Source organism: Brevundimonas sp. GW822-FHT03E11 (assembly GCF_058801445.1).
The window spans coordinates 434,059-449,029 of sequence record NZ_JBXANG010000003.1 but is presented as its reverse complement, the minus strand read 5'-3'; the positions used below and the strand labels follow the sequence as shown (position 1 = coordinate 449,029).

20 protein-coding genes are annotated in these 14,971 nt (G+C 67.4%); 14 read left to right on the top strand and 6 right to left on the bottom strand.

Annotation, left to right across the window (positions count from 1 at the left end):
- Window positions 1-41 precede the first annotated feature (41 nt).
- The 5 genes from AC1RKE_RS07550 to cysG are packed head-to-tail and all read right to left on the bottom strand — an operon-like array spanning window position 42 to window position 5,467.
- Window positions 42-1,040 carry a cysteine synthase A gene (locus tag AC1RKE_RS07550; RefSeq protein ID WP_152950764.1) on the bottom strand — a complete coding sequence of 333 codons (999 nt, stop codon included), beginning with the start codon at window positions 1,038-1,040 and terminating at the stop codon, window positions 42-44.
- 36 nt (window positions 1,041-1,076) lie between these two features.
- Complete coding sequence (locus tag AC1RKE_RS07545; RefSeq protein WP_348684442.1) at window positions 1,077-2,156, bottom strand: phosphoadenylyl-sulfate reductase; 1,080 nt, start codon at window positions 2,154-2,156, stop codon at window positions 1,077-1,079.
- Window positions 2,140-3,810 (bottom strand): nitrite/sulfite reductase, encoded by a 1,671-nt coding sequence (locus AC1RKE_RS07540; RefSeq protein ID WP_348684443.1) that lies wholly within the window; start codon window positions 3,808-3,810, stop codon window positions 2,140-2,142. Before AC1RKE_RS07540 ends, AC1RKE_RS07545 begins: the two co-directional genes overlap by 17 nt.
- Window positions 3,810-4,085: a DUF2849 domain-containing protein gene (locus tag AC1RKE_RS07535; RefSeq protein ID WP_348684444.1), complete on the bottom strand. Its 276-nt coding sequence runs from the start codon at window positions 4,083-4,085 to the stop codon at window positions 3,810-3,812. Before AC1RKE_RS07535 ends, AC1RKE_RS07540 begins: the two co-directional genes overlap by 1 nt.
- Window positions 4,082-5,467 carry a siroheme synthase CysG gene (cysG, locus tag AC1RKE_RS07530; protein ID WP_395941861.1) on the bottom strand — a complete coding sequence of 462 codons (1,386 nt, stop codon included), beginning with the start codon at window positions 5,465-5,467 and terminating at the stop codon, window positions 4,082-4,084. Before cysG ends, AC1RKE_RS07535 begins: the two co-directional genes overlap by 4 nt.
- Before the next feature lie 122 nt (window positions 5,468-5,589).
- On the opposite strand from cysG, the gene gcvA reads away from it, so the two are divergent.
- The 7 genes from gcvA (at window position 5,590) to AC1RKE_RS07495 (ending at window position 10,508) form a co-directional block, all read left to right on the top strand.
- A complete protein-coding gene (gene gcvA, locus AC1RKE_RS07525) occupies window positions 5,590-6,519 on the top strand; it encodes a transcriptional regulator GcvA (RefSeq protein WP_395941862.1) in 930 nt (309 codons plus the stop codon).
- A gap of 50 nt (window positions 6,520-6,569) precedes the next feature.
- Window positions 6,570-7,871, top strand: coding sequence for an adenylosuccinate lyase (gene purB / locus AC1RKE_RS07520; protein ID WP_348685324.1), 1,302 nt, complete (start codon window positions 6,570-6,572; stop codon window positions 7,869-7,871).
- Between the two features lie 43 nt (window positions 7,872-7,914).
- Window positions 7,915-8,160, top strand: a complete 246-nt coding sequence (locus AC1RKE_RS07515; RefSeq protein ID WP_054766395.1) for a type II toxin-antitoxin system Phd/YefM family antitoxin — start codon at window positions 7,915-7,917, stop codon at window positions 8,158-8,160.
- Entirely contained in the window at window positions 8,150-8,434 is a 285-nt protein-coding gene (locus AC1RKE_RS07510) for a type II toxin-antitoxin system RelE family toxin (RefSeq protein ID WP_054766396.1), read from the top strand. The genes AC1RKE_RS07515 and AC1RKE_RS07510 overlap by 11 nt, the downstream gene beginning before the upstream one ends.
- Window positions 8,431-8,934, top strand: coding sequence for a DNA-deoxyinosine glycosylase (locus tag AC1RKE_RS07505; RefSeq protein ID WP_054766397.1), 504 nt, complete (start codon window positions 8,431-8,433; stop codon window positions 8,932-8,934). Before AC1RKE_RS07510 ends, AC1RKE_RS07505 begins: the two co-directional genes overlap by 4 nt.
- Complete coding sequence (gene purU / locus AC1RKE_RS07500) at window positions 8,934-9,776, top strand: formyltetrahydrofolate deformylase (RefSeq protein WP_054766398.1); 843 nt, start codon at window positions 8,934-8,936, stop codon at window positions 9,774-9,776. Before AC1RKE_RS07505 ends, purU begins: the two co-directional genes overlap by 1 nt.
- A 126-nt stretch (window positions 9,777-9,902) precedes the next feature.
- Entirely contained in the window at window positions 9,903-10,508 is a 606-nt protein-coding gene (locus tag AC1RKE_RS07495; RefSeq protein ID WP_227975973.1) for a fasciclin domain-containing protein, read from the top strand.
- Between the two features lie 181 nt (window positions 10,509-10,689).
- Here the strand turns inward: AC1RKE_RS07495 and AC1RKE_RS07490 are convergent, their stop codons facing one another.
- On the bottom strand, window positions 10,690-11,013 hold the full coding sequence (locus AC1RKE_RS07490) for a DUF1476 domain-containing protein (RefSeq protein WP_054767022.1): 324 nt from the start codon (window positions 11,011-11,013) through the stop codon (window positions 10,690-10,692).
- 279 nt (window positions 11,014-11,292) lie between these two features.
- Here AC1RKE_RS07490 and purC point away from each other — a divergent pair, with 279 nt between their 5' ends.
- From purC to AC1RKE_RS07455, 7 genes are all read left to right on the top strand, one after another.
- Window positions 11,293-12,051: a phosphoribosylaminoimidazolesuccinocarboxamide synthase gene (gene purC / locus AC1RKE_RS07485; RefSeq protein ID WP_054766400.1), complete on the top strand. Its 759-nt coding sequence runs from the start codon at window positions 11,293-11,295 to the stop codon at window positions 12,049-12,051.
- Window positions 12,051-12,254 carry a hypothetical protein gene (locus tag AC1RKE_RS07480; RefSeq protein ID WP_183214917.1) on the top strand — a complete coding sequence of 68 codons (204 nt, stop codon included), beginning with the start codon at window positions 12,051-12,053 and terminating at the stop codon, window positions 12,252-12,254. The genes purC and AC1RKE_RS07480 overlap by 1 nt, the downstream gene beginning before the upstream one ends.
- Window positions 12,254-12,538, top strand: coding sequence for a hypothetical protein (locus tag AC1RKE_RS07475; protein WP_054766402.1), 285 nt, complete (start codon window positions 12,254-12,256; stop codon window positions 12,536-12,538). Before AC1RKE_RS07480 ends, AC1RKE_RS07475 begins: the two co-directional genes overlap by 1 nt.
- Window positions 12,538-12,774 carry a phosphoribosylformylglycinamidine synthase subunit PurS gene (purS, locus tag AC1RKE_RS07470; protein WP_054766403.1) on the top strand — a complete coding sequence of 79 codons (237 nt, stop codon included), beginning with the start codon at window positions 12,538-12,540 and terminating at the stop codon, window positions 12,772-12,774. The genes AC1RKE_RS07475 and purS overlap by 1 nt, the downstream gene beginning before the upstream one ends.
- 96 nt (window positions 12,775-12,870) lie before the next feature.
- Entirely contained in the window at window positions 12,871-13,350 is a 480-nt protein-coding gene (locus tag AC1RKE_RS07465; RefSeq protein WP_183214918.1) for a YbhB/YbcL family Raf kinase inhibitor-like protein, read from the top strand.
- A 128-nt stretch (window positions 13,351-13,478) separates the two neighbouring features.
- Complete coding sequence (locus tag AC1RKE_RS07460; RefSeq protein WP_287395735.1) at window positions 13,479-14,699, top strand: MFS transporter; 1,221 nt, start codon at window positions 13,479-13,481, stop codon at window positions 14,697-14,699.
- 37 nt (window positions 14,700-14,736) lie between these two features.
- Complete coding sequence (locus AC1RKE_RS07455) at window positions 14,737-14,967, top strand: hypothetical protein (RefSeq protein ID WP_183214919.1); 231 nt, start codon at window positions 14,737-14,739, stop codon at window positions 14,965-14,967.
- Window positions 14,968-14,971 lie beyond the last annotated feature (4 nt).

Sequence of the window (14,971 nt, the reverse complement as noted above, 5' to 3'; positions counted from 1 at the left end):
CGCGGACGCCGGGCCACCTCTCCCGCGAGCGGGAGAGGGTCTTAAGCCCACGCCGGAACCGGCAGGCCCTTCGACGTCAGGAATTCCGGGTTGAACAGCTTGGACGCATAGCGCGACCCCGGATCGCACAGGCAGGTGACGATGGTCTTGCCCGGCCCGATCTCGCGCGCCAGCCGCACGGCCCCGGCGATGTTGACCCCGGCCGATCCGCCCAGCGACAGACCTTCGTGCTTCACCAGATCGAACAGGATCGGCAGAAACTCCGCATCCTCGATCCGGTAGGCGTAATCCGGCTTGAACCCCTCCAGATTGCCGGTGATCCGCGCCACCCCGATCCCCTCGGTGATCGACGAGCCCTCGCCCGTCATCTCGCCCTTGGTGAACCAGTTGAACAGGGCCGCGCCGGCGGGATCGGCCAGGGCGATGGTCACCTCGGGCTTCTTCTCTCGCAGATAGGCGGCGACGCCCGAGATGGTGCCGCCCGACCCCACGGCCGAGACGAAGGCGTCGATCTGGCCGCCCGTCTGTTCCCAGATTTCCGGCGCTGTCGTCGTATAATGGGCGTCTCGGTTGGCGGTGTTGTCGAACTGGTTCGCCCAGATAGCGCCCGCCTCCTCGCTCTCGTTCAGCTCGGTCGCCAGACGGCCCGAATAATGGACGAAATGGTTGGGGCTGGAGAAGGGGGCGGCGTCCACCTCGACCAGGCGCGCGCCCAGCGACCGGATGGCCGACTTCTTCTCCTCCGATTGGGTGCGGGGCATGACGATGACCACCGGATGGCCCAGGGCCGCCCCGACCAGGGCCAGGCCGATGCCGGTATTGCCCGCCGTGCCCTCGACGATGGTCCCGCCGGGCTTCAGCGCGCCCGACGCCCGCGCGACCTGAACGATGGACAGGGCGGCGCGGTCCTTGATCGAGCCGCCGGGGTTCATGAACTCGGCCTTGCCCAGGATTTCGCAGCCCGTCTCGTCGGACAGGCGATTCAGGCGGACCAGCGGCGTATGACCGATCAGGTCGATGACAGACGGTGTGGCGGACACGTTTCAGCTTTCAGGCGAGGTCGAACGGGAGGACGATCAGGCGGCGACCTGACGCCTGCCTAGGTGGATGCCGCATTCGACCTTGTCCATCCCCGACCAGCGTCCGGCCCGCGCGTCTTCGTCGACTTCGACGGCGCGGGTGCAGGGCCAGCAGCCGATAGAGCGGTAGCCCTGCTCGACCAAGGGATGACGGGGCAGGTCGTGCGCCTCCAGCCAGGCCTCGACGGCGTCGGCGTCCCAGTCCGCCAGCGGATTGATCCGTAGCACCCCGTCCAGCACCTCGAACGGTTTCAACGCCGCGCGGGTCGCGGCCTGATAGCGTTTGCGCCCGGTGATCAGGGCGTTGAACCCGACCGTCGCCCGCGCCAGGGGCCGCACCTTCCGCAGGTCGCAACAGGCGTCGGCGTCGGTCTTCCACAGGTCGTCGCGGGCGTCCAGCGCCGCCTTCTCGTTCGCATCCGGCGTGACCAGACGCACGTCCGTCAGCCCCAGGGTCTTGGTCAGCTGGGTGCGATAGGACAGGGTCTGCAGGAAATGCTGGCCGGTCTCCAGGAAGACGACCGGCACGTTCGGGTCGGTCTCCGCCACGATGTGCAGCAGGGCCGCCGATTCCGCCCCGAACGAGGATATGGTCCCGACCCGCAGGCCCAGGGCCGGATCCAGCGCCGCCTTCAGGATGTCCGACGCGGCCTTGCCCTCGGTCTCGCGGTTCAGACGGTCGGCCAGGGCCTGCAGATCCCGATCGTTCGACGCCGCCCGGCGCCTCTGCCAGATGGTCGGGGCGGGATCGGCGGCCGGCTGATAGGAGCCGCTGAAGGCCTGATCCATCCGCGCCCAGGCCGCCGTGTCGGCGCCCGGCGCCAGCTCCACCGCGTCGAATCCCGACCGCCGCAGATGGCGCGCCTGGTCCGGCAGGACCTTGCCCGCCGCGATCAGCCGCCCGGCGTAGCCCCGCTCGCGCAGCACCGCCGCCAGCGAGAAGCCGCGCCCGTCGCGAAAGGCGTCAAACTCCAGCACCAGGACGTCGGTTGCGGCGGCGGCCGCCTCGACCTCTTCCAGCGGGGTCGTCACCGACAGGCGCGGCCCGTTCTGAACTCCCTCAAGCGTTTGCAGCATCGAGCGTCTCATAGATGGCGTCGCGGAAGGGATCGGGTCCGACACGGCGCACCGTGTCGATGAACCGCTCGCCCTCGGCGCGGATTTGCAGATAGCGGTCCAGGGTCCGCTGAATGGCGGGCGCCACCTCGTCGGCCGGCAGGCTCTTGCCGACGATGTCGCCCAGGGCCGCCTGTTCGTCAGGCGAACCACCGACGGTGATCTGGTAGTATTCCTCGCCCTTACGATCCACGCCCAGAACGCCGATGTGGCCGACGTGGTGGTGGCCGCAGGCGTTGATGCAGCCGCTCATATTGATGCGCACCGGCCCCAGCTTCTCCTGATAGTCCAGGTCCGCCAGCCGTTTCGACAGGGCCTGGGCCACCGGGATCGACCGGGCGTTGGCCAGGCTGCAATAGTCCAGGCCCGGACAGGCGATCACGTCGGTCGCCAGGTCGGCGTTGGCCGTGGCAAGCCCCGCCTCCAGCAGCGCCCGCCAGACCGTCGGCACATCGTCCAGCTTCACATGGGGCAGGACCAGGTTCTGCTCATAGGCGGCCCGCAGTTCGTCGAAGCCGTAGCGTTCGGCCAGGTCGGCAACCGCGTCCATCTGGTCGGCCGTGATGTCGCCTGGCACGCCGCCGACCGGCTTCAGCGACACCACCACCGAGGCATAGCCCGGCTGGCGGTGACGCCGCACATTGTTCCGCGCAAACCGCGCAAAGTCCGGATCGGCCAGCAGGGCGCGCTCGAACGGCGCGCTGGTCCTGGGCAGATCCTCAAACGGCGGCGGGGCGAAATAGGCCTTGATCCGCTCGGCCTCGTCCTCCGGGATCCGCAGGTCTTCCAGGCGCAGGGTGGCGTAGTGCTTGTCCACCTCCTCGCGGAAGGCCTCCAGCCCGACCGAGGCGACCAGGATCTTGATCCGCGCCTTATGGATATTGTCGCGCCGTCCCAAGAGGTTCCACGCCCGCAATATGGCGGTCAGATAGGCCAGCAGGTCCGCAGCCGGCACGCTGGACGCGATCTCCTGCCCGATATGGGGCAGACGCCCCTGCCCGCCGCCGACGAAGACGCGGAAGGCCGTCCCGCCGTCCTCGCCCTTTACGATCTGGAGGCCCACGTCATGGGTCCGGATCGCCGCCCGGTCCTTCTCGGCCCCGATCACCGCGATCTTGAACTTGCGCGGCAGGAACGAGAATTCCGGATGGATGGTCGACCACTGACGGATGATCTCGCACCAGGGTCGCGGATCCTCGATCTCGTCTTCAGCCGCCCCGGCGAAGACGTCGGTCGTGGTGTTGCGGATGCAGTTGCCCGAGGTCTGGATGGCGTGCATCTCGACATCGGCCAGATCGCTGAGGATCGCCGGCAGGTCGGTCAGGGCCGGCCAGTTGTACTGGATGTTGGTCCGCGTCGTGAAATGGCCGTAGCCCTTGTCATAGGTGCGGGCGATATGGGCCAGCCGCCGCATCTGCCGACTGTTGAAGGTCCCATAGGGAATGGCGACCCGCAGCATATAGGCGTGAAGCTGCAGATAGACCCCGTTCATCAGCCGCAGCGGCTTGAACTCGTCCTCGCTCAGGGCGCCGGACGCCCGGCGCGCCACCTGGTCGGAAAACTCCGCCACCCGCTCGCGCACCAGGGCGTGGTCGAACTCGTCATAGCGATACATCAGCCCACGCCTCCCGCCACGCTGTGGCCGACGGTCGGGCCGGCGGCGCGAATCCGCTCCTTCAGCCGATCCCGGCCCGACGGCGCGCGATCCTGAACCTCGACGAGATAGGGATTGACGAAGACGTCCGGCCGCGCCGCGACCTCGGCCAGCACGATCTCGGCCGCCGCATCGTCCAGAGCCGACGCCTGGTCCAGGCGCTCGACCGGCTGATTGTCCACGCCCGCATAGATGACGCGCCCGTCCGACAGGCGGTTTGCGGTGACGACCTTCATGCCGCCGCCTCCGTCCGCACGTCCGGCTGGGCCGCCGAAAACGCCGCCGTCTCGCCCACGAACACCAGGGCCGGACCGGTCAGGTCCGCGCCGCGCACCAGGGCGCCCAGCCCGTCGAGCCGGCCGGTCAGCACCCGCTCGTCCGGCCGACTGCCGTTTTCGACGACGGCCACCGGCGTCGCGCCCGCGCGGCCCGCCGCCATCAGCCTGGCCGCCGTCTCCTCGGCCCGGTCCACGCCCATATAGATGGCCAGCGTATGGTTCGGCGCCGCCAGCCGGGTCCAGTCGGCGTCGACGCCGCCCGGCTTGGCCTGGGCCGTCACGAAGGTCACCGCCTGGGCGTGCTCGCGGTGCGTCAGAGGGATCCCGGCCGAAGCCGCGCAGGCCAGGGCCGCCGTCACCCCCGGCACCACAAAGACCGGAACCCCGGCCGCCCGCATCGCCTCCAACTCCTCGCCGCCGCGCCCGAAGACGAAGGGATCGCCGCCCTTCAACCGCACCACCCGGTGACCGGCCTTGGCCTCCTCGATCATCAGGGCCTCGATCTGATCCTGGGGCACGGAATGTTCGCCGCGCGCCTTGCCGACATACAGCCGCTTGGCGTCGCGCCGCGCCCGTTCCAGCACGGCCTCGGGCACCAGCCGGTCGTGAATGATCACGTCGGCTTCCTGCAACACCCGCAGCGCCTTCAGGGTCAGCAGCTCAGGATCGCCCGGCCCCGCCCCGACGATATGGACCACCCCCTGTTCGGGCGCGGCGACGTTCAGCAGCCGCAGCATCTCGCGCCGCGCCTCGGCCGTGCGGCCCGCCGCCGCCAGATCGGCCGCCGGACCCCGGAAGGCCTTCTCCCAGAACCGCCGCCGGGCCATGAAGTCCGGCACGCTGGCCTTGACGGTGTCGCGCAGTTCGCGCGCCATTCGGGCCACATTGGCCAGGCCGGCCGGCAGAACCCCTTCGATCCGCGAGCGCACGTCGCGGGCCAGTATGGGCGCCGATCCCCCGGTGGCGACCCCGATCACCACCTCGTCCCGGTCGATCAGGGCCGGGGTCTGGAAGTCGCTCAGATGGGGCTTGTCCACCACATTGACCTGAGCCCCCGCCGCCCGCGCCAGGGCGCTGAGCCGCGTCAGCTCATCCGCGTCGTCCAGGGCCATAAAGACCAGCCGCGCCCCCGCCAGATCCTGGGCCTGGGGCGCGCGCAGCACCGGCTCCGGCGCGCTCAGCGGGATTTCCATCTTCGGCGGGGCGCCGTCGGGCGCGAACCACAGCAGCTGGGCCGGCGTGTTCAGGAACAGTCGCAGCTTGGCCAGGGCGGGCTCGCCGCCGCCGATGATCACGATCTTGGCGGCCTCAAGCGGAATGGAGGCGAGAAATACACGCATCGTCTTGCTTTCAGGGCCGGCGTCGGGGAAGGAGGACGGCGGCGGAGCCCGAACCATCGGCCTCCCCGTCCAGACCCGCAAACCAGATTGCCTTTGGCACGCTGATAGGATTTCTAACGGCGATGGCCCGTTCCCTGCTCCCGCTCAACGCCCTGCGCGCGTTCGAGGCCGCCGCGCGTCACCTGAACTTCTCGCGCGCGGCCGACGAACTGGCGGTGACGCCCGGCGCCGTCAGCCAGCAGATCCGCCTGCTGGAGGACATTGTCGGCGGCCCCCTGTTCGTACGCGAGGCGCGCGGTCTCCAGCTGACCGACCTCGGCCGATCCTCGGTCCCCCTGCTGCGCGAGGGGTTCGAGCGGCTGATGGACGCCTCGGCCCTGCTGCGCGAACCGCCGCGCCGCAAACAGGTGTCGATCAGCATCGCCCCCGGCTTCGCCTCCAAATGGCTGATGCCGCGCATGGACGACTTCCACGCCGCCCATCCCGAGATCGAGCTTTGGATCTCGGCCGACATGGAGACTGCCGACCTGACCGAGGGCAAGGTCGATCTCGCCGTCCGCTACGGCCCCGGCGACTACCCCGGCCTGACCGTGGACCGGCTGATGACCGAAACGGTCCTGCCCGTCTGCGCCCCGTCTCTGATGGACGGCGAACATCCGATCCGCAGACCCGCCGACCTGATGCGCCACACCCTGCTGCACGACATGTCCAACGACGGCGACCCCAGCCGCCCCGACTGGGCCATGTGGCTGAAGGCGCGCGGCGTGCGCCACCCCGACCCGCGCCGGGGCTCGCGCTTCAACCAGTCCAGCCTGCTGATCGAGGCCGCCGTTTCCGGCCGCGGCGTCGCCCTGGCCAAACGCACCCTGGCCCAGGCGGACCTGGCCTCGGGCCGTCTGGTCGCCCCCTTCCCCGACGGCTCGGAAGCGGTCGGATTCGCCTATTACGTCGTCCAGCCTCGCGACCGCCCGCCCTCGCCCAGCGCCACCGCCTTCGTCGCCTGGCTGAAGCGGCAGGCCGTCGATCACGACAATACGATGGGACAGCTTTAGCGCGCCGCAAACCTTGACTCGGGCGGCGTCGGGACCGACACGACCGCCCCATGATCACGCGCTATTCCCGCCCCGACGCCGCCGCCATCTGGTCGCAAGAGACCAAGTACAAGATCTGGTTCGAGATCGAGGCCCATGCGGCGACCAAGATGGCCGAACTGGGCGTCATCCCCCAGGAGGCGGCCGACGCCATCTGGGCCAAGGGCAAGGATGCGACCTTCGACGCCGACCGCATCGACGAGATCGAACGCACCACCAAGCACGACGTCATCGCCTTCCTGACCCACGTGGCCGAGATCGTCGGCGAGGAAGCCCGTTTCCTGCACCAGGGCATGACCTCGTCGGACGTGCTGGACACCTGTTTCGCGGTCCAGCTGGCCCGGTCGTCGGACCTGCTGATCGCCGGGGTCGATCGCGTCCTGGCCGCGCTGGAGACCCGCGCCAAGGAGCATAAGTACACCCCGACCGTCGGCCGCAGCCACGGCATCCACGCCGAGCCCGTGACCTTCGGCCTGAAGCTCGCCGGCTATCACGCCGAGTTCCAGCGCGCCAAACGCCGCCTGATCACGGCCAAGGAAGAGATCGCCACCTGCGCCATTTCCGGCGCCGTCGGCACCTTCGCCAATGTCGATCCCGCCGTCGAAGCCTATGTGGCCGAACAGATGGGGCTCCAGGTCGAGCCGGTCTCGACCCAGGTCATCCCGCGCGACCGCCACGCCGCCTTCTTCGCCGCCCTGGGCGTGGTCGCCTCTTCGGTCGAGCGTCTGGCGGTCGAGATCCGCCACCTGCAACGCACCGAGGTGCTGGAGGCCGAGGAATTCTTCGACAAGGGTCAGAAGGGCTCGTCGGCCATGCCGCACAAGCGCAACCCCATCCTGACCGAAAACCTGACCGGCCTGGCCCGTCTGGTCCGCTCAGCCGTCACCCCGGCGATGGAAAACGTCGCCCTGTGGCACGAGCGGGACATCAGCCATTCCTCGGTCGAACGCGGCATCGGTCCCGACGCCACCATCCATCTTGACTTCGCCCTGCAACGCCTGGCCGGCGTGATCGAGCGGCTGAACATCTATCCCGAGAACATGCAGAAGAACCTCGACCGCCTGGGCGGTCTGGTGCACTCGCAACGGGTCATGCTGGCCCTGACCCAGGCCGGCGTCTCGCGCGAGGCGGCCTATGCCGCCGTGCAGGAGAACGCCATGAAGGTCTGGCGCGGCGAGGGCGCCTTCCTGGACTTCCTCAAGGCCGACGACCGCGTCACCCTGCCCCACGATCAGCTCGAAGCCCTGTTCGACCTCGGCTATCACACCAAGAATGTGGACGTGGTGTTCAAGCGGGTATTCGGCGAGGGATGATCTTCAGTATTGAAAATGGCACCGATTTTCGTACTCTATCATCATGCAACGCGTCGAAGCCTCTATCGCGGTCAGCGTCTCTGACCTGAAGAAGAGCCCCAGCGCCGTCATGGACGACGCGGCGGGCCAGACCGTGGCCGTGCTGAACCACAACCGGGTCATGGCCTATATGGTCCCGGCCGCCGCCTATGAGGCGATGATCGAACGCCTGGACGATCTGGCCTTGATCGAGACTGTCCGCCAGCGGCAGGACGAGACGCCGGTGCGCGTCTCGCTCGATGCCCTTTGATCTTCAGTTCCTCCCCTCCGCGCTGAAGGAGTGGGAGAAGCTGGGCGCTCCGGTCCGGGTCCAGTTCAAGAAAAAGCTCGCCGAACGACTGGAGAGTCCGCGTGTTCCGAAGGATGCGCTCCACGGGATGCGCGATCACTACAAGATCAAGCTGCGCGACGCCGGATATCGGCTGGTCTATCGGGTCGAGGACGCAATCGTCACGGTGACCGTCGTCGCGGTGGGCAGACGCGACCGCAGCCAGGTGTATCGGGACGCGGCGCGTCGGGAATGACCAAGAGCCAGTTCCCCCCCGTCGTCGACGCCGCCACCCGCCTGCTGATCCTCGGCAGCCTGCCGGGCGACGCCTCGCTGAAGGCGGCGCAATATTACGCCCACCCGCGCAACGGCTTCTGGCCCTTGATCGGCGGGGTGCTGGACGAGCCCCTGGCCGCCCTGCCCTACCCCGACCGCCTGGAGCGGTTGAAGGCGCGCGGCGTCGGCCTGTGGGACGTAATTGCCTCGGCCCGGCGATCCGGCAGTCTGGACGCGGCGATCAAGTCGCCCGAGGCCGCCGATCTGCGCGGTCTGATCCAGGACCTCCCCGAACTGCGCGCCGTCGCCTTCAACGGCGGTCTGGCGGCCAAGCTGGGTCGGCGGATCCTGGCCGACCTCGCCGGCCTAGCCCTGGTCGATCTGCCGTCGTCCAGCCCCGCCCATGCAATATCCTTGTCGGCAAAGGCGGAAACCTGGGCCATACTCGGCAAGTTTCTCCCGGATAAGCCTGCCGTCTGATGATCCTGACCCTCTCCTGCCCCGACCGCCACGGCATTGTGGCGGCCGTGTCCGCCTTCCTGCTGGAGCGGGACGCCAACATCTCCGACGCCCAGCAGTTCGGCGACGCCGCCGGCGCCACCTTCTTCATGCGTGTGGTGTTCGAACCGCGCGAAGGCGACGACCCGGCCGCGATCCGCACCGCCTTCGCCCCTCTGGCTGGGCGATTCGACATGGACTGGACCCTGAGGGGGCCGGAACCGCGCAAGGTGATGATTCTGACTTCGCGCTTCGACCATTGCCTGGCGGACCTGCTGTACCGCTGGCGGATCGACGAACTGCCCATGGATGTGACGGCGGTCGTTTCGAACCATCCGCGCGAGATGATCGGCCACGTCGATCTGGGCGACCTGCCCTTCCATCACCTGCCCGTCAGCGCCGCCGACAGGCCGGCCCAGGAGGCCCAGCTTCTGCGCCTGATCGAGGAGACCGGCACGGAACTGGTCGTTCTGGCCCGCTACATGCAGATTCTGTCCGACGATCTCAGCGGTCGGCTGGCGGGGCGCTGCATCAACATCCACCACTCCTTCCTGCCCGGCTTCAAGGGCGCCCGCCCCTATCACCAGGCCCATGCGCGCGGGGTGAAGGTGATCGGCGCCACGGCCCACTATGTCACCGCCGACCTGGATGAAGGTCCGATCATCGAACAGGACGTGGAGCGAATCAGCCACCGCGACACGCCCGAAGATTTGATCAGAAAAGGCCGCGACATCGAGCGCCGCGTCCTGGCCCGCGCAGTCCGTCGGCACCTGGAAGACCGGGTTTTGCTGCATGGCGCCAAGACGGTCGTCTTCGAGGACTAACGGCCAAGCTGCGTCCTCTTGTCACGCCGCAGGCATCCTTTACCCGCCTCAAGCCGTAACCTTTCCGTCAACGCCGCAGTGCGGACCAACAGGGAAGGAACAACCATGCCAAATCTTCGGACACTTATGCTCGTCGCCGCCTCCGGCGGCGCCTTGATGGCGCTCGGCGCTTGCAACAACAACGAGACCGCCCCGGCCGAATCGACGGCCATGGCGCCGGCGGAAGGGACCGCCATGGCGCCTATGGCGGCCGAACCCATGGTCGGCGGCGCCGCCATGAGCTCGAACGAGACCATCGTCGCCAACGCCTCCAAGGCCTCGAACCTGTCGACCCTGGTCGCCGCCGTTCAGGCCGCCGGCCTGGTCGAAACCCTGCAAGGCCCCGGCCCCTTCACCGTCTTCGCCCCCGACAACGCCGCCTTCGACAAGATTCCCGAAGCCACCCGCACCGCCTTGATGCAGCCTGACATGAAGGCCGATCTGACCAAGATCCTGACCTATCACGTCGTCGCCGGGCGTCTGACGGCCGCCGACATCGCCGCCCAGGCCCAGGCGAACGGCGGAACCGCGACCCTGAAGACCGTTCAGGGCGAGGAACTGAAGGTTTCGGCGGGCCCGAACGATACCTGGGTCATCACCGACGCCAAGGGCGGAAAGTCCACCATCACCCAGGCGGACGTGGCTCAATCGAACGGCATGGTCCATGTCGTAGATACGGTTCTGATGCCGTAAAAATATTTACGATCCGCCCGGAACCGGCGGAAACCAAATCCCGCCCCCCGTGTTCTTAGGGGGCGCGAGACGCACAGTAAGCCGGGTGAGACATCCCCCAACGTCCCCGGCAAAAAGAAAGGGCCGCACTTTCCCCCGGGTGCGGCCCTTTCGACGTCTGAAGGCCCGAAGGCCGAAAGTCCTATTCGCCGGCGCGAATCTGTTCGCGGGCGATCGAGGCCAGTTCGTCGATCTTGGAGCGGATTTCGCCCTCCGAGACCGTCAGGCCCGAGGCCTTGAAGTCGCCGGCGACCTTGCGGAACACGTCTTCGTCGCCCGGCTGCTCCATGTCGGCGCGCACGATGGCGGCGGCGTACTGGTCCGCGCTGTCGGCCGACAGGCCCATCTTCTCGGCCGCCCACAGGCCCAGCATCTTGTTGCGCCGGGCGATGGCCTTGAATTCCTGCTCCTGATCGAGGGCGAACTTGGCCTCAAAGCCCTTTTCCCGATCGTCGAACGTCGTCATGTCGCTCAGCAAGCTCCGCACACCCCTGACCTCGGGGCAAGCGCCGTCTATAGCCCGCCCGCGCCCGAACGCAACATGGCTTGCATAGACCTTGGTCCTGTTGCGGCGTCGCACGCGGCGTTCATTTGTATCGGGCGCCGCCTTCCGCTAAGGAGACCGCGAACGAGATTGACTGCCCGAACGATTCCGAAACGCGCCGCCAGGACCGGGTCTTCCCCCTTTCCACCATGGCCGCGCGATTTTTGTTTCTGGAGGGCGCCCGTAAGCCGGGACCGGAATATGAACAGCAAACGCAAGAAGATTTACGAGGGCAAGGCCAAGATCCTGTACGAAGGACCTGAGCCCGGCACCCTGATCCAGTACTTCAAGGACGACGCCACCGCCTTCAACGCCCAGAAGAAGGCCGTTCTCGAAGGCAAGGGCGTGGTCAACAACCAGATCAGCGAATTCATCATGTCGCGCCTGAACGGCATCGGCGTGACCAATCACTTCATCAAACGCCTGAACCTGCGCGAGCAGCTGATCCGCGAAGTCGAGATCATTCCGCTGGAAGTCGTCTGCCGCAACATCGTCGCCGGCTCCATGAGCCAGCGCCTGGGCATAGAGGAAGGCACGCCCCTGCCCCGCTCGATCATCGAATTCTACTACAAGAAGGATGAGCTCAACGACCCGATGGTCACCGAAGAGCACATCACCGCCTTCAACTGGGCCTCGACCCAGGAACTGGACGACATCCTGGCGATGACGGTTCGGGTCAACGACTATCTGTCAGGTCTGTTCAGCGCGGTCGGCATCACCCTGGTCGATTTCAAGATCGAGTTCGGCCGCATCTGGGAGAACGACTTCAGCCGCGTCATCCTGGCCGACGAGATCAGCCCCGATTCCTGCCGCCTGTGGGACTCCTCGACCGGCGAGAAGATGGACAAGGACCGCTTCCGCCGCGACCTGGGCAATGTCATCGAAAGCTACACCGAAGTCGCCCGTCGCCTGGGCATCATGAAGGGCATGCCGACGGTGATCCAGGGCGGCCTGCACTGATGATTGACGTCGCGGAAGAGGGCGGCGAGTTCCGACGGTCCATTGACCTGGCCGGAACCAGCCGCTTTCGCCGCATCGCGGGCGTCGGGCCGGTCTATGAAGTGACCGCCATTGTCGGGGACCGCATCAGGGCCTGTCTAATCGACAGCGACGAAGCCTTCGACTATCCGCTGGCCGACGCCGAAAACGACCCCCTGGCCTGATGTTCGCCATTTCCTTCGATCTGGACCTCAACGAGACGACCGCTATCCATCCCGCCGGGGTGAGGCAGGCGTATCGCGAGATCGAACGGACCCTGAAACGCTATGATTTCCACCGCGTCCAACAGAGCGTCTATCTCACTGAAATCCCGGACCTCGCTAATCTGACTCTGGCCATGACCGCCCTCAAGGCTCTGCCCTGGTTCCCCCAATGCGTGAAGGACGTTCGCGGCTTCCGCGTCGAGAACTGGTCCGACTTCACTCCCTTCATGAAAGGCAACGGCTGATGGCCAAAATCAAGGTTCACGTCTTCCTCAAGGCCGGCGTGCTGGACGTCCAGGGCAAGGCCGTTGAAGGCGCCCTTCAGGGTCTGGGCTGGTCGGGCGTATCGAACGCCCGCGTCGGCAAGCTGATCGAGTTCGACCTCGACGGCGTCGAGGATCCGCAAGGCGAGGCCAAGAAGATGTGCGAGCAGCTGCTCGCCAATACGGTGATCGAAGGCTACCGTATCGAGGCGGCTTGAAGCATTCGGCCTCTTCCGCGCGAAGGTGCGGAAGAGGCGCTTGCATCCATACAGCGGACTCCTAGTTAAGCTAACGGCTTGAACGACGGAGCACCTATGCCCTTCACCCTCACCTCCACCGACATTCAGGACGGCGGCGTCCTGCCCGACGCCCAGGTTCACGCCAAGGGCAACACCTCGCCCCACCTCGCCTGGTCGGGCGCGCCGGAGGGGACGAAGAGCTACGCCGTCACCTGCTATGATCCCGATGCCCCCACCGGCTCCGGCTTCTGGCACTGGACGGTCGCCAACATCCCCGCCGATGTGACCGAACTGGCGACCGGCGCCGGCTCGCCCGGCGGCCAGTTGCCGGCCAGCGCCGTCCAGGGCCGCACCGACTACGGCAGGGCCGGCTTCGGCGGCGCCGCCCCGCCTGCCGGCCACGGCCCGCACCGCTACATCTTCACCGTCTTCGCCGTGGACGTGGAGCGGCTGGACGTGACCGCCGACGATTCCGGCGCCGTCTTCGGCTTCAACCTGCACTTCCACACCCTGGCCAAGGCCTCGATCACCGCGACCTATGAAAACCTGGGCTGAGCCCGCCCCTCGGCGGTCGCGCCGCAACCTTATGTGATCGCCGATCATTTCCAGCGGGTTGAAGCCTGAGAGGGGCCGCCTATGTTGCAGCGCAACACCCCGCCCTTCTCTCGCCCCAGGATTTTCGCATGGCCGTCACCGGCGCCGTGGCCGACACTGACGTGGCCGTAAAACCCATGGCGAGGGGCCGTGTGGCCCTGGTCCTGATCGCCCTGGCCATGGGCGGTTTCGCCATCGGGGTCACCGAGTTCGCGGCCATGAGCATCCTGCCGGACTTCGCCGCCGGCCTGGGCGTCGACGCCCCGACGGCGGGCCATGTGATCAGCGCCTATGCGGCCGGCGTGGTGGTCGGGGCGCCCATCCTGGCGGTGCTGGGCGCGCGCAGCCCCCGCTGGCTGCTGCTTATCGGCTTCATGGCCCTGTTCGCCGTCGGCAACGGCCTTTCGGCCATGGCGCCCACCTATGAATGGATGCTGGTCTTCCGCTTCCTCAGCGGCGTGCCGCACGGCGCCTATTTCGGCGTGGCGGCCCTGGTCGCCGCCTCCATCGTGCCGCTGCATCTTCGCACCCGCGCCGTCTCGACCATTCTGATGGGGCTGACGGTCGCCACCGTCATCGGCGTCCCCTTCGCCAATCTGGTCAGCCACGCCTTCGGCTGGCGCTGGACCTTCGCCATCGTCAGCGTCCTGGCCGTGATCACCATGGGGTTGGTCGCTCTGTTCGCCCCGCGCGACCCCGCCCATGCCGACGCCAGCCCCTTGCGCGAACTGGGCGCCCTGAAGCGCAGCCAGGTCTGGCTGACGCTCGGCGTCGGCGCGATCGGCTTCGGCGGCATGTTCTGCGTCTACGCCTATCTGGCTTCGACGCTTCAGGCGGTGACCGGCGTGGGGCCGGAAATCCTGCCCTGGGTCTTCGCCGTCTTCGGCGTCGGCATGTTCCTGGGCAATATACTCGGGGCCTGGGCGGCCGACCGGGTCGGCTTTCCTGCGGCGGGCGGCCTGCTGCTGTGGAGCGCCGCCGCCCTGGCCCTCTATCCCTTCGCCGCGCCGCACCTGTGGGCCGTCATGCTCGTGGTCTTCCTGATCGGCGGCGGCGGCGGCCTGGGCTCGGTGCTTCAGACCCGTCTGATGGACGTCGCCGGCGACGCCCAGACCCTGGCGGCGGCCCTGAATCACTCCGCCTTCAACACCGCCAACGCTCTGGGCCCGCTTCTTGGCGGCCTGGCCATCGCCGCCGGCTACGGCTGGACCTCGACCGGCTGGGTCGGCATGGGCCTGTCCCTGGGCGGGTTTGCGATCTTCGTGATCGCCTGGGCGGTCGGGCGGGCGCGCGTTCCGGCCTCAGCCTGAGCGTTTCGTTTCGCCAGCCACTCTGTTATAATGGGTCATGGCTGAAGTGACTAATGACCTCATCTACGAAGTGCTCAAGTCCATGCAGCACGACCTCGGATCCGTGAAAGCAGAGATTCGTGACGTGAAGGGCGAACTCCAAGCCATCCGCACCCACATGACCGGCCTGGGTCAAGACATATCAAACATCTACCAGATCATCGGCCGACATGACGATCGCCTCGGCCGGATCGAGACCCGCCTCGGACTTCTTGAACCCGCGCACTGACATT